A 13,122-nucleotide genomic window follows, 5' to 3' on the forward strand; every position below is an offset into this window, starting at 1 on the left:
CCGTGCCAGACTCGAGGGCATGACTTCCGACGAGCAGACGACTCCCAGCGCCTCCGAGGAGACCAAGCGCAAGTTCCGTGAAGCGCTCGACCGCAAGAACAACGCGTCGAAGCGCCGCGAGGGCGAAGCACACCTCGACGGCGGCGGCCAGGCGCAGGACGCGCACGGCCCCGCCTCGCACAAGCGCGAGTTCCGCCGCAAGAGCGGCTGAGCCTCGGTCTGGACATCGGGCGGCCGTGGGCGTTGGATGGAGGTGGTACGCACCATTCCGACGTTCAAGGGGGAACATCATGGCTTCCGTCGCACGTGTCACGACCATCACCGTCCGCTCCGAGAAAAGCTTCGACGACGCCGTCGCCGCCGGGGTCGCCCGCGCGGCGGAGACGCTCCGCAATGTGACTGGAGCGTGGGTGAAGGAGCAGAAGGTCGAAGCGGCCGACGGGCGGATCACGGCCTGGTCGGTCACCCTCGAGGTGACCTTCGTGCTCGAGGACTGACGTCTCGGGCACCGCGCACCGCAGTACGAACCCGGCGGAGACGCGATCGCTCCCCCGCCGGGTTCGTGCGCGCGCACCGATCAGACCGGGGAGCCCGAGCTGAACGTGCCCTTCAGCATGATCGAGGCGCCGCTCGTCAGATCGTCGACCCTGACGTTCGACCACGTGACCGCGGTCAGCGTCGAGGTCTGGCCGTTCGGGCAGTCGAGCACGTCGGCGGCTGCGGGCGGCGACAGCGAGAGCATGCCCACGAGGTTGCCGTTCTTGCCCGCGGTGAAGGCGCCGCTCTCCGAGACGTCGGCCGAGACGGTCGTCTTCTTCGGATCGCTCGGGTTGTTGCCGCCGTTGTTGATGCACTGGTAAGTGGCGTCGAGGTGCGCCGTCGCCTGGACGGTCTCGACGGAGCCCGACGACAAGCCGGCCTCCTTGAACTGCACGACGACGTTCACGCCGTCGGCCGACGCGCTCGTCGCGCTCTTGATGAAGTGGGGGCTGCCGCCCGCCATGGCCGGGCCCGCGCCGGCGAGCACGAGCGCGGCGGCCGCGGCGAGCGCGACCAAGGCCTTGCGAATGGACATGTTGGATCCTTCCGATCGGGTTTCGAAATCGGCGACCCGGCCGTCGTCGACCCGCGAGACCTCGTCCCCCCCCGATCGGAATGCGCGCGGTGTTCGCGGTCATGAGACCGCGTCCCGATTGCGAGCGTACGCCCGCCGTCAGGCCGCCTTCAGCAATACCTGATGATTCCTCACCTATACCCCCAGAACTGGGGCCCGCACGCAGGACTGGGTGCCGCGCGCGAACGCAGGGACGCAGGACGGCCCACTGCTACTCCCCCGCAAGGCCTCCGATGAGATGGCCGAACGGACGGTCGAGCTGGAACGGATCGTTCACGAGCTGCGAGCGGTCGGTGCGCTCGACGAGGTCGGCGAACTCCTCCGCCCCGCGGAAGATCCGGTCGGGCAGCGAACGCACGCCGTCGCCCTCCGAGCCGCCCCAATCGCTCGTCGCCGCGAAGACCCCGGTCGTCACGGGCACCGCGTGAAGGTAGGTGAAGAGCGGCCGGATCGCGTAATCGATCGCGAGCGAGTGCCGTGGCGTGCCGCCCGTGGCCCCGATGAGCACGGGCAGGTCGGTGAGCGCCTGCGGGTCGATCACGTCGATGAACGACTTGAAGAGGCCCGCGTAGCTCGTCGTGAAGATCGGCGTCACGGCGATGAGGCCGTCGGCCGACGCGATCGCGTCGAGCGCCTCCTCGAGCCTGGGCGGGGCGAAGCCGAGCAGCAGGTGGTTCGTGATGTCGTGCGCGAGCTCGCGGAGCTCGAACGTGCGCACCTCGGCCTCGACGCCGCGCTCGGCGAGCGCGGAGACGGCGTCGGCGGCGAGCCGGTCGGCGAGCTGACGGGTCGAGCTGGGGGTGGACAGCCCTGCCGAGACGACGACGATCTTCTTGGCGGTCATCGGGTCGCCCCCTGACGGGTCGCGGCGGGGCCGAAGGCCGATCCGGACTGCGGCTTCTCCTGCGCGTCGACCGTCTCGGTGTCCTGGTAGGGCGAGCCGACCGTGAGATTGTCACCGCGGTTGGCGTTCGGCGTCGCCTGCCGGGGGGCCGCGTCGCCGTACTTCGCAGTGACGAGCGAGGCGTGCGTCGGGGCATCCGGCACCTCGGCGGGGCGGTTCTTCGCGAACTCCTCGCGCAGCACCGCGACGACCTCGCCGAGCAGGTCGAGCTGCTCGAGCACGGTCTTGAGCGGGAGACCCGCGTGGTCGATGAGGAACAGCTGACGCTGGTAGTCGCCGACGTAGTCGCGGAACCCGAGCGTCTTGTCGATGACCTCCTGGGGGCTGCCGACGGTCAGCGGAGTCTGCTGCGTGAACTCCTCGAGGCTCGGGCCGTGCCCGTAGACGGGAGCGTTGTCGAAGTACGGACGGAAGTCGCGCACCGCGTCCTGCGAGTTGCGGCGCATGAACACCTGGCCGCCGAGGCCGACGATCGCCTGAGCGGCCGCGCCGTGGCCGTGGTGCTCGTAGCGCTGGCGGTAGAGGGCGACCATCCGCTGGGTGTGCGAGGCGGGCCAGAACACATGGTTCGCGAAGAATCCGTCGCCGTAGAACGCGGCCTGCTCGGCGACCTCGGGAGTACGGATCGAGCCGTGCCACACGAACGGCGGCACTCCGTCGAGCGGGCGGGGCGTCGAGGTGAACCCCTGAAGCGGGGTGCGGAACTTGCCCGACCAGTCGACGACGTCTTCTCGCCAGAGGCGGTGCAGCAGTTCGTAGTTCTCGACGGCGAGCGGCAGGCCCTGTCGGATGTCCTGGCCGAACCAGGGGTAGACGGGGCCCGTGTTGCCGCGTCCGAGCATGAGGTCGGCGCGGCCGCCCGAGACGTGTTGGAGCATCGCGTAGTCCTCGGCGATCTTCACCGGGTCGTTCGTGGTGATGAGCGTCGTCGCGGTCGAGAGCTGCAGCGTCGAGGTCTGGCCTGCGATGTAGGCGAGGGTGGTCGTCGGCGACGACGACCAGAACGGCGGGTTGTGGTGCTCGCCGAGCGCGAAGACGTCGAGGCCGACCTCTTCGGCGCGCTTGGCGATCGCCACGGTGGCCGTGATGCGCTCGGCCTCGGTCGGCGTGCGCCCGGTAGTCGGGTCGGCGGTGATGTCGCTGACGGTGAAGATTCCGAATTGCATTGCAGCTGCTCCTGAGCTCATCCGATGATAGGTAGAGTCTATGCGTTTGCATATATCTCGTCCAACCGCGGCGGTCCTCACGATATTCCCCGCTCTGCCCGGACGCACGGCCACGGCGATACACTCGGCCCGATGAGCACGATCTCGGTCGTCATTCCGTGTCTCGACGACGCGGACTTCCTCCTCGCGTGCCTCGACGCGATGGCCGTGCAGTCGCGCCCCGCCGACGAGATCATCGTCGTCGACAACGGCTCGACCGACGACACGGGTGCGGTGGCGCGCGCAGCGGGCGCCCGGGTCCTCCTCGAGCCCCGGCGCGGCATCTGGCCCGCGACCGCGACCGGCTTCGACGCCGCGAGGGGCGAGATCATCGCCCGGCTCGACGCCGACTCCGTGCCGGCACCCGACTGGCTCGCCGAGATCGAGCGGCGCATGGCCGAGAGGGACCGACCGACCGTCGTCACGAACGGCGGCCGATTCTACGGACGCACTGCCGCCGTCCGGTGGATCGCGCGCAACCTCTACATCGGCGGCTACTTCACCGTGATCGGCGGCCTGCTCGGCCACCCGCCGATCTTCGGATCGAACTACGCCATCCGGGCCGACGCCTGGCAACGACTCGGGCACCTCGTGCACCGCGACCGCGCCGACGTGCACGACGACCTCGACCTCGCCTGGTGGATGCAGCCCGGCATGACGGTCGTGCGCGACCGGCGGCTCGTCGTCGGCGTCTCTGCGCGGCCGTTCGACACCGCGGCCGGGCTCTGGCGACGAGTGCGCATGGCGTTCCACACCATGTCGATCGAATCGCGCGAATGGCCGCCGCTCACCCGCCGCGCCGAGCGGCGAAGGGCACCGGCCTGGGTCTGGGAGTCGCCCGAGCTCCGCGACGTCACGACCGAGTCCGACGCGGAGGGCGACGACGCGCTGCCGGCCTGACACGCCGCGAACGAGGATGCCTCGCGGCCGGCGCCGCGACGCGGCATCCGCTCACTCGGCGACCGACCGACTCGCCTCGAACAGCGCGAGCATGTCGCGCACCAGCTGGTGCGGGGCCGTCTCGCAGGGGCTGTGCCCAGTGGGGTAGGTCACGAGGCGAGCGCCGAGCTCGCGAGCGGAGCGCTCGTGCAGCGCGTGCGGCCACAGGTCGTGCTCGCCGACGGCGACGAGCTTCGGGACGGATGTCGCGGCGAGTTCGGCGCGCACGTCGGGGGTCGCCATCATCAGGGCGATGATGTCGTCGACGCTCTCGCGCCGGGTGAGCGCGAACCGCTCGCGCACGAAGGCGAGTCGGCCAGGCGGCACCCGGTTGAGGTTGTTGCGGATGCCCCACAGCATGAGCCCTGCGCCCTGCCTCGGCGTCGTGAAGCCGCTCAGCCCGCCGATGCGTTTGACCCCTCGGAACGCCTGCCCGGGTTGAGGCGGTGAGCTCAGGAGCGTCAGGCTCGCGAAACGGTCGGGCCGTTCGAGCAGGGCGAGCCCCGCGAGCGTTCCTGCGAAGCTGTAGCCGAGGACGTGCGCCGCTCCCGCACCGTCGTCGAGCACCCCGATCAGGTCATCGAGGAAGAGCCGCAGCTCGTAGCGTTCACGCGGAGGCACGAGGTTCCACGGGCCTGCCTCGTGCGACTCGTACTGGCCGGAGAGGTCGAACGACTCCACCCGGTACCCCGCGGCGGCGAGCAGCGGCATCATGACGACGAAGTCCTCCTTCGAGCCCGTCGCACCCGGTACCAGCACGACGCGTTGCCCGTCGGCCGGCCCGACGGCGATGCGCGCGAGCGGGCCGCTGGGCGCCGCGAACATCGTGCGCTCTGTGCCCGACGGAAGCGCCCGCCAGTCGCGGTCGGGCAGCGACTCGTCGAGCGTTCTCGCCCCGTCGATCGCCCTGACGACCCTCACGACCCTCACGATAGCGGCTGCCGGGCGCTCTGCGACCATGACGTTCCGACCGCACCGCCGGGCAGCCCCGCCGAGCGGCTCCGCCGGAGCTGCGCCGAGCACGCCGCACGACGCGACGAGGGCGGGGGTGCCGATCGGGCACCCCGCCCCCGCCCCGCGCTCCGCGCTCCGCGCTCCGCTCAGAGCTACCCGACGTCGCCGTGGGCGTGGCCGCCGTCGCTGCCGACGGTGCCCTCGGGGCCGGCGGGAGCCGGAAGGACGAGCCCACCAGGCACCTTCTTACCGGCGACCCCGTTGACCGACTCCGTCGTGTACGAGTACGCCAGCACTGCCAGCGCGATCGCGTCGACGTTCACGTCGAGTGCATACGGGTCGACGTTGTCGAGATCGTCGCAGCTCTGGTGGTAGCACTGGTCGAGCATCTCGTCGACCTCGCCGCCCCAGATCGCCTGCTGCTCGGCGGTCTTCTCCGCATCGGCGCCCGTGAACAGACCACCCGCGGCGATTCCGTTCAAGATGAACGCCTCGTAGTCGCTGCGACCGCTGAACTCCGCATCGTCGTACGGCACGCCGACGCTCGTGAAGTAGCTCTCGAACAGCTTCTCGATCTCGACCGACCCCTCGGGCACCGTCACCGGCGCCGGGAAGCCCGACTCGTCACCGTCGTAGGTCATGAACATGTAGTTCGGCGAGGCGACCATGTCGAAGTTGAGATACAGGGCGATCTCGTCCTTCTCGGCCTGCGAGAGCGCGGCCACGTAGGCGGCCGAGCCGAGCAGGCCGTCCTCCTCGGCACCCCACCACGCGAGCCGCACGGTGTTCTGCGGCTTCACCTTCGACATCTGCTCGGCGATCTCGAGGAGCGCCGCCGATCCGCTGCCGTTGTCACTCATGCCCGAGCCCTCGCGCACCGAGTCGAGGTGCGCGCCGGCCATCACGACGTTGGCGTCGTTCGCGCCCGGGAGCTCGGCGATGATGTTCTTCTGCGGACGCGGGTCGGGCGCCGGCACGAAGACGTGCGCCGTGGAGTTCGCCTGTGCGAGCGCTTCGCCCTGCGCGAAGCTCGCGCCGACGACCGGGATGCCGTGCGCGACCGGCGTGCCGTCGGTTCGCGACGAGGCGTCGGCGACAACGAGGCCCTCGCGATCGGGCGTGTTGCCCTGATTGAAGATGATGACGCCGACGGCGCCCGCCTGCTCGGCGAAGAACGCCTTGTCGCCGAAGTTGCAGCTGCCGCGCTGCACGAGCGCGATCGCTCCTGCGGGGAACCCGGCGAAGTCGGACTCCTCGCAGCCGCTCGACGAGGCGCGCGGCGGCGTGAGGTTGATGTCGACCGGCACGACCGCTGCGGTGACGTCGCCGGCACCGCTTCCGCTGAATGCCCCGGTCGGGTAGTCGGCCTGTACCGGGGTCAACTGCTCGAGCGTCGAGTCCCCGATGAAGTCGTACGCGAACTCCTCGATCGAGACGTTCCAGCCGGCATCCTCGAGCGTCTCGACGACGTAGTCGACGCTCGCCTCGTAGCCCGGGAGGCCGGCGGCCCGGTTGCCGCCGTTCTCGTCGGCGATCGACTGCAGCGCCTCGAGGTGCTCCATCGCGCCGTCGCCGCTCACGCATTCGAGCAGCTTGGAGATGGTGTTGTTGTTGCGGTTGTCGCACTTCGCGGCCGGCGCGGCGGTGGCCGCTCCTGCCGGGAACAGGGCGACGGCGAACGCCGCGACGGTCGCGATCGCCAATCCGCGGGACGGTGTTACAGGTGACTTCATCGTCTTCCTCCAACCAGGCACCCGATCTGGGCGCCTGGCAAGGGAGCATAGAGCGCGCGGCGGTACCGAGAAAGGGGGTGGGCGAAACTCCGGACGAACGTCTCCCCCGGCGTGCCGCCCCGGCCCGATCCGTCCCCGGGTCGCTGACAGCGAACACCCGGCGGGTGCTCAGCGGCGTCGCCTAGGCTGGACGAATGGCTACCGTCGCGCTCACCCTGGAGAACTTCGAGAAGACGATCCTCGAGGGAGGCACCGTCTTCGTCGACTTCTGGGCCGAGTGGTGCGGGCCCTGCCGCCAGTTCGCGCCGAACTACGAAGCCGCCTCCGAGGCGAACCCCGACTTCACCTTCGCGAAGGTCGACACCGAAGACCAGCAGCAGCTCGCGGCCGCGATGAACATCACGTCCATCCCGACGATCATGGCCTTCAAGGACGGCATCGGCGTGTTCTCGCAGGCCGGTGCGCTCCCCCGCCCGATGCTCGACGAACTCGTCTCGCAGGTACGGGCGCTCGACATGAACGAGGTGCGTGCGCAGCTCGACGCGCAGGAGGCGCAGGACGCCGACCGGGCGCAGCAGGCCGCGGGCGCCTGATCCGCGGGCACACGATCACCGACCGTTCGCGAGAACCTCGAGCCCCCCGAGGTCGAGTTCGACCCCGTGCGGGCGCGAATCGCCGGTGATGCGCGCGGGCACCTTCACGTAGCGCCCCCCGGTCGCGAGCCCGTCGAGGAGCTCGCGCCACGTGGCATCCACCGCATCGCCGAGGAAGCCGGCGTGCCGGGGCGTGCCCCCGCCGATGAGCTGCACCCCGATGCGGTAGCGCCGTGACAGCCACCGACTGGCGCGCGGCACGAGCACGGCCTCCTGGTCGGCGCCGCCGTGCAGCAGCGCCAGGTCGATGGCCGACTGGTGCCGGTGGGTGTCGGCGACGGGGGCGACCCGGCGCACCGCGCGTTCGAGATGCGGTGCATCGACCAGCTCGATCCCGTGGAGCGTCAGCAGATCGCCCCACCGGTCGGGGTTGCCGCGACGCCGTCCGCTGACCAGCCCGGCGATGAGCCACGCGAGCGCGGCGACGAGCAGCACGATGAAGGGCCAGAACAGCCACGGCGGCGAATCGGGCCGAACGCCGCCCGTCGCGATGAGCAGCACGAGCACGACGAGGTACGGCAGGGGCTCCCACTGGAGGAGCGGCTTCCGACGGGGCACAGACATCTGTTCAGGCTATCGCGGCGGATGCCCCGGCCCCGCCGTCAGCGGAGGGCCTCGAGCCGCTCGGCGACCTCGTCGAGCACACGCTCGTCGGCCGCGTAGATTCCCTCGGGGCGCGGCCAGTGCGCGACGACGTCGGTGAAGCCGAGGTCGCGCGCGCGGCCCACCGCGTCCTCGAAGGCGTCGACGCTCGCGAGGCTCGTGCGGGCCTCGGAGTCGAGCGACAGGGTGCGTGCGAGCTCGCCTGGCGCTCGGCCCACCGCCGCGCACGCCTCGTCGAGGCGTGCCGAGAGGGTCGCGACGTGTCGCCACCACGCGTCGGTGCCGTCGTCCTCACCGCCCGTCGTGATCCATCCCTCGGCGAGTTCGGCGACAAGCGCGAGCCCTCTCGGACCGTTCGCCGCGAGATGGAGGGGCGTGCGCGGCCGCTGCGCCGGCTCGCCGACCATGCGGGCGCCGTCGGCACCGAACCACTCGCCGTCGAACGAGATTCCGCCCGAGCCGGGCTCCTCGAAGCGCAGCAACGTGTCGAGCGCACGCACGAACTCGTCGAAGCGGTCGGCCCGCTGCCGGGCGGTGAGCTGCGGCTGCCGCAGCACGGTCGCGTCGAACCCGGTGCCGCCCGAGCCGATGCCGAGGATCACGCGTCCGCCCGAGATCTGGTCGAGGGTCGCGACGTCCTTCGCGAAGGGCACCGGATGCCGGTAGTTCGGGTGCGAGACGAACGTGCCGAGACCGATCCGCTCGGTGACCAGGGCCGCCGCCGTGAGCGTCGGGATCGTCGCGTGCCAGCGCTCGCCCGCGAGGCTGCGCCACGCGAGGTGGTCGTACGTCCACGCATGGTCGAAGCCGTACTCTTCGGCCCCGCGCCAGTACCGTGCGGCCTCTGGCCAATCGAACTGGGGCAGGATGACGATGCCGAATCGCATGACCGTAGCCTAGGACCGCTTCGCGCGCGCCACGATCTCGGCGATCGCCGCGACTTCGGACGCCCTCATCGGTTTCCGCCCGAAGTCGTGGTGATCTCCGAAATCGTGGCGGTCACGGGCACCGGTTCGGCGCCGAGTTCGACCGCGGGCGCAGCGGGCGCACCCGGCGGTTCGACCCGTTCGAGCTTCACGCACACGATGCCGCCGAGGATGAGCAGGCCGCCGAGGATCTGCAGCGGGCCGAGCACTTCGCCGAGCAGCACCCACCCGGCGATCGCGGCGAAGACGACCTCGGAGAGCCCGAGGAAGGCGGCGAGCCGCGAGCCGAGCAGTCCGATCGAGGCGATGCCCGCCGTGTAGGCGAACGCCGTGGAGATGATTCCGACCGCGAGGAGCGGCACGAACCACGAGACATCCGCGCCGAGGAAGGCGACCTCGTCGAGGGTCGCCCGCATGGGGAGGAGCCCGGTGAGCCCGGCGAGGCCGAGCGCGATCGCACCGACGACGAACCCCGAGGCGATGAGGGCGACCGGCGGCAACTGCGCGGCCGCCGATTCACCGATCGCGTAGTAGACGCAGACGCCGATCATGGCGAGCGCAGCGAATGCGATGCCGAGCACGTCGAGGCCGCCCCCGCCCGGCCCGATGACGAGCACGAGGCCGCCGAGCGCGAGTACCGAACCGGCGATGACGACCGGTTGCGGGAGGCGGCGGGTGCGCACCCACGCGAAGAGCACCAGCACGATCGGCGCGAGGTACTCGATGAGCAGGGTCATCGACACCGGGATGCGCTCGAGCGATGCGTAGAAGAAGAACTGCACCCCGGCGACGGCGACGAGTCCGTAGAGCAGGATCGTCCACTTCGCTCGCCAGAGCGGACGGAGGTCGCCGCGGAGCGCGAGGAGGCCGGGGATCGCGAGCAGCACCGCCGCGATCGAGATGCGCGCGAGCACCGCGGCGCCGGGAGACCAGCCGGTCTCGAGCAGCGGCTTGACGAAAACCCCGCCGATGCCGAACGCCAGCCCTGCCGCGAGCCCGAGCGTGATGCCGAGCACCCCGCCGCGTCGTGCCGCCATGTCGCCTCCTGCGCGTGTCGATGCGGTTCGAACATTCCCGATGTCATGAGCGAACACCGGTATGCTCGTGACAGTACCCCGCGAAGTCGTCAGGAGTCAAATGATTTTCACCGATGACACGGTGGCTGCGCTCGAGTTCATGGCCGCGCTGGCCGACACGGTCGCCGAGGCCTCCGAATCCGGCGAGGACGAACTGGTGACGACGGCGCAGCTGACCGGGCTTGTCGACGCTTGGAGGTACTCGGGCCGACGCGACGGCGACGACGCCGAGCTGGCGGAGGTGCGGGCGGCGCGAACCCGCCTCCGGGCGGTCTGGGCGCTGCCGCGCGACGAGCTCGCCGACGCGGTCAACGGCATCCTCGCGGAGGCGAATGCGCTCCCCCGGCTCGTGCGGCACGACGGCGCCGACTGGCACATCCACGCCACCTCGCACGACGCACCGCTCGCGGAGCGCATGCTCGTCGAGGCGGCGATGGCGCTCGTCGACGTCGTGCGCGCCGATGAGACGGGGCGACTGCGCGAGTGCGACGCCGACGACTGCGAGGGTGTCTACGTCGACCTCTCGAAGAACGCCTCCCGCCGCTATTGCAGCACCCGCTGCGGCAACCGCATGGCCGCCCGCGCGCATCGGGCTCGGGCGAGCTGAACCCCGACCGCCGGCGGTCGGCCGCCGACCCTCGTGACGAGTCGTCAGCATCGGCCGATGGCGCGCCGACGCCTCTGGACTCCGGAACGACGTGTCGCGCGCCGACGCCGACGACTGGTCACGCGCCGCGGCGATTGCGGCCGCGCCGACTCACGGCACGAGGCATCCGCGCATGACGAAGGCCCCCGCCGAACCGGCGGGGGCCTTCGCAAGAAGTTCGCGGTGTCTTCGAGAGCCGCGCGAGGAACTGCGCTTAGCGGCGCAGCCCGAGACGCTCGATGAGCGAGCGGTAGCGCGCGATGTCGACATCGGCGAGGTAGCCGAGGAGACGACGGCGCTGACCGACGAGGAGCAGCAGGCCACGACGCGAGTGGTGGTCGTGCTTGTGCGCCTTGAGGTGCTCGGTGAGGTCCTTGATTCGCTTCGTGAGGAGCGCGATCTGGACCTCGGGGGATCCAGTGTCACCGGGGTGCGTCGCGTACTCTTCGATGATCGCCTTCTTGACGTCTGCTTCGAGTGCCATAGATGGGATCCCCTTTCTCCTTGTTGCGCGCTGCCCGTGGCCGAATGCCCGAGCTCTCTTTGTGCGCGGCCGTCATGACGGCAACCTGAACACTCTACCAGAACGGATGCCTCGGGGCCGACCGGTCACGGAAGGGGCAGGTCGGGTCTGCGTACTGAGACCGAGGGTCGCGACCCGGGTGACCCATGGGATGTCACGGCGTGGCCTTCGCCCTCGAACGCGGGTGCAGCCGAGACCCTTGCAGCCCGACGGCTGCGGCTCGTGGGTCAAGGTCGGGTGATGTACCGGCCGGGTGGCCGCGTTTCGCTAGGCGAACGACCCCTCCAACACCCCGAGCGCCGCGTCGACGGCCTCTTCCGGCGTGCCCGTGCCGCTGCGCGCCCACCAGCGCATCGCGCTGAATCCCGTCGTCGCGTAGAGGTCGGCGAGCAGGTGCGCACGGAGCGAACCCCGTTCGCCGAGATGGGGCTCGAGCAGTTCGTGCACTGCGCCGAACTTCGCGAGCCCGTGCGCGAGCACCGCGGGGTGCGCGTCGATGATGCGCAGCCGCTGCCGCGTGACCCCGAGGAGCCCTGGCGGAAACTCGGCCATCGCGACGTACGCCCGGTGGAGTGCCGTGACCGATGGCTTGGCGCCCTCCGCCCCGAGCGATGCTTCGAACCGCTCGATCGCCTCGTCGAACCCGCCCCAGACGAGGTCGGGCTTCGACGGGAAGTAGCGGAACAGCGTGCGCCGGCTCACTCCCGCGGCAGCGGCCACCTCGGCCATCGTCACCTCGTCGAAGCCGCGCTCGTCGAACAGCGCGAGCGCGATCGCCGCGAGCTGGTCGGGGTCGACCTCGACCGGTCGCCCACGCGTCGCGCGGGCGGCGGCGGGCGCTGCCGAGGCTTCCGTGGTCATGCTGCCATTCTCATGGGAATATTTTATGGCACTGAGTGTTACAACTGGTGGACCGGCCAGGAACCCGGCCGGCGAACCCCACCGCGACGCCGCGCACCCCACGACGCCGCACTCACCGCTGAGGAGCAGCAATGAACACCTCCATCACCCCTGGACGCTTCGACGGCAAGGTCGCGATCGTGACCGGCGCCGGCTCGGGCATCGGCCTCGCGACGACCGTGCGCCTGGCCTCGGAGGGCGCACGAGTGATCGCCGCCGACGTCTCGAAGGAGCGCCTCGACGAGCTCGTCGCTGCGAACCCCTCGCTCGACATCGTGGCCGTCACCGGCGACATCACCGTCGAGGAGAACGTGCAGGCGCTCGTCGCCGCCGCCGGCGACAAGATCGACGTCCTCGCCAACATCGCCGGGATCATGGACGGATTCCTCCCCGCCGCCGAGGTCGACGACGCCACATGGGAGCGCGTCATGAACGTCAACGTCACCGCCGTCATGCGCCTCACCCGCGCGGTGCTGCCGAAGATGCTCGCCGAGGGCTCGGGCTCGATCGTCAACGTCACGAGCGAGGCGGGCCTGCGCGGAGCCTCGGCCGGCGCCGCCTACACGACCTCGAAGCACGCCGTCGTCGGCTTCACGAAGAACGCCTCGGTGATGTACTCGGGCTCGGGCATCCGCGTCAACGCGGTCGCGCCCGGCGGTGTGAAGACGAACATCGAGGCTCCCTTCAAGTCGGAGCACGCAGGCAAGGTGCTCGGCCCGGTGCTCGGCGCCCTCGCGCTCGTGCCCGCCGAGCCCGAACAGCTCGCCGCGGCGATCACCTGGCTCCTCTCCGACGACTCGGCGAACGTATCGGGCGTCGTGCTCGCCTCGGACGGCGGCTGGTCGGCGATCTGACGCCTGAGATGTCGAACACCGGATGCCTCGTGCGCACGCCTGCGCACGGGGCATCCGTTGTCTCGTCGACCCTCGCCCGCCAGACTCGAACC

16 protein-coding genes are annotated in these 13,122 nt (G+C 70.5%); 6 read left to right on the forward strand and 10 right to left on the reverse strand.

Translation table 11 applies throughout. The features are described from left to right. The first annotated feature begins 19 nt into the window (after positions 1 to 19). Positions 20 to 211, forward strand: a complete 192-nt coding sequence (locus H516_RS0117095) for a DUF5302 domain-containing protein (RefSeq protein WP_022890922.1) — start codon at positions 20 to 22, stop codon at positions 209 to 211. A 79-nt stretch (positions 212 to 290) separates the two neighbouring features. Continuing rightward, positions 291 to 497 carry a dodecin family protein gene (locus tag H516_RS0117100; RefSeq protein WP_022890923.1) on the forward strand — a complete coding sequence of 69 codons (207 nt, stop codon included), beginning with the start codon at positions 291 to 293 and terminating at the stop codon, positions 495 to 497. An 80-nt stretch (positions 498 to 577) separates the two neighbouring features. On the opposite strand, the gene H516_RS0117105 is transcribed toward H516_RS0117100, so the two are convergent. The 3 genes from H516_RS0117105 to H516_RS0117115 form a co-directional block, all read right to left on the reverse strand. Continuing rightward, positions 578 to 1,075, reverse strand: a complete 498-nt coding sequence (locus H516_RS0117105; protein ID WP_022890924.1) for a hypothetical protein — start codon at positions 1,073 to 1,075, stop codon at positions 578 to 580. A 250-nt stretch (positions 1,076 to 1,325) separates the two neighbouring features. Further along, positions 1,326 to 1,958: an FMN reductase gene (locus H516_RS0117110; RefSeq protein WP_022890925.1), complete on the reverse strand. Its 633-nt coding sequence runs from the start codon at positions 1,956 to 1,958 to the stop codon at positions 1,326 to 1,328. Beyond that, positions 1,955 to 3,184 carry an LLM class flavin-dependent oxidoreductase gene (locus tag H516_RS0117115; protein ID WP_022890926.1) on the reverse strand — a complete coding sequence of 410 codons (1,230 nt, stop codon included), beginning with the start codon at positions 3,182 to 3,184 and terminating at the stop codon, positions 1,955 to 1,957. Before H516_RS0117115 ends, H516_RS0117110 begins: the two co-directional genes overlap by 4 nt. A gap of 132 nt (positions 3,185 to 3,316) precedes the next feature. Between H516_RS0117115 and H516_RS20805 the strand changes: the two genes are divergently transcribed. Continuing rightward, positions 3,317 to 4,123, forward strand: coding sequence for a glycosyltransferase family 2 protein (locus H516_RS20805; RefSeq protein ID WP_022890927.1), 807 nt, complete (start codon positions 3,317 to 3,319; stop codon positions 4,121 to 4,123). A 51-nt stretch (positions 4,124 to 4,174) separates the two neighbouring features. On the opposite strand, the gene H516_RS0117125 is transcribed toward H516_RS20805, so the two are convergent. Both H516_RS0117125 and H516_RS0117130 read right to left on the reverse strand, forming a co-directional pair. After that, positions 4,175 to 5,083 carry an alpha/beta fold hydrolase gene (locus H516_RS0117125; protein WP_245561896.1) on the reverse strand — a complete coding sequence of 303 codons (909 nt, stop codon included), beginning with the start codon at positions 5,081 to 5,083 and terminating at the stop codon, positions 4,175 to 4,177. Positions 5,084 to 5,268: 185 nt separating this feature from the next. Further along, the gene (locus H516_RS0117130) at positions 5,269 to 6,819 is read right to left on the reverse strand and encodes a M28 family peptidase (protein ID WP_022890929.1); all 1,551 of its coding nucleotides are present in this window, start codon (positions 6,817 to 6,819) and stop codon (positions 5,269 to 5,271) included. 224 nt (positions 6,820 to 7,043) lie between these two features. Between H516_RS0117130 and trxA the strand changes: the two genes are divergently transcribed. Beyond that, a complete protein-coding gene (gene trxA, locus H516_RS0117135; RefSeq protein ID WP_022890930.1) occupies positions 7,044 to 7,442 on the forward strand; it encodes a thioredoxin in 399 nt (132 codons plus the stop codon). A gap of 15 nt (positions 7,443 to 7,457) precedes the next feature. Here trxA and H516_RS0117140 read toward each other — a convergent pair whose 3' ends face one another. The 3 genes from H516_RS0117140 to H516_RS20810 form a co-directional block, all read right to left on the reverse strand. After that, positions 7,458 to 8,066: a hypothetical protein gene (locus tag H516_RS0117140; protein WP_022890931.1), complete on the reverse strand. Its 609-nt coding sequence runs from the start codon at positions 8,064 to 8,066 to the stop codon at positions 7,458 to 7,460. 38 nt (positions 8,067 to 8,104) lie between these two features. Next, positions 8,105 to 8,992, reverse strand: a complete 888-nt coding sequence (locus H516_RS0117145; protein ID WP_022890932.1) for an LLM class flavin-dependent oxidoreductase — start codon at positions 8,990 to 8,992, stop codon at positions 8,105 to 8,107. 65 nt (positions 8,993 to 9,057) lie between these two features. Then, a complete protein-coding gene (locus H516_RS20810) occupies positions 9,058 to 10,068 on the reverse strand; it encodes an EamA family transporter (protein WP_022890933.1) in 1,011 nt (336 codons plus the stop codon). Positions 10,069 to 10,168: 100 nt separating this feature from the next. Between H516_RS20810 and H516_RS0117155 the strand changes: the two genes are divergently transcribed. Then, the gene (locus H516_RS0117155; RefSeq protein WP_022890934.1) at positions 10,169 to 10,714 is read left to right on the forward strand and encodes a CGNR zinc finger domain-containing protein; all 546 of its coding nucleotides are present in this window, start codon (positions 10,169 to 10,171) and stop codon (positions 10,712 to 10,714) included. A 253-nt stretch (positions 10,715 to 10,967) separates the two neighbouring features. Here H516_RS0117155 and rpsO read toward each other — a convergent pair whose 3' ends face one another. Together rpsO and H516_RS0117165 are read right to left on the reverse strand one after the other, a co-directional pair. Then, positions 10,968 to 11,237 (reverse strand): 30S ribosomal protein S15, encoded by a 270-nt coding sequence (rpsO, locus tag H516_RS0117160; RefSeq protein WP_022890935.1) that lies wholly within the window; start codon positions 11,235 to 11,237, stop codon positions 10,968 to 10,970. Positions 11,238 to 11,543: 306 nt separating this feature from the next. After that, complete coding sequence (locus H516_RS0117165) at positions 11,544 to 12,137, reverse strand: TetR family transcriptional regulator (protein ID WP_022890936.1); 594 nt, start codon at positions 12,135 to 12,137, stop codon at positions 11,544 to 11,546. Between the two features lie 131 nt (positions 12,138 to 12,268). On the opposite strand from H516_RS0117165, the gene H516_RS0117170 reads away from it, so the two are divergent. Next, positions 12,269 to 13,030, forward strand: coding sequence for an SDR family NAD(P)-dependent oxidoreductase (locus H516_RS0117170; protein WP_022890937.1), 762 nt, complete (start codon positions 12,269 to 12,271; stop codon positions 13,028 to 13,030). Positions 13,031 to 13,122 lie beyond the last annotated feature (92 nt).

It is taken from the genome of Agromyces italicus DSM 16388 (genome assembly GCF_000421545.1).
GTDB lineage: Bacteria > Actinomycetota > Actinomycetes > Actinomycetales > Microbacteriaceae > Agromyces > Agromyces italicus.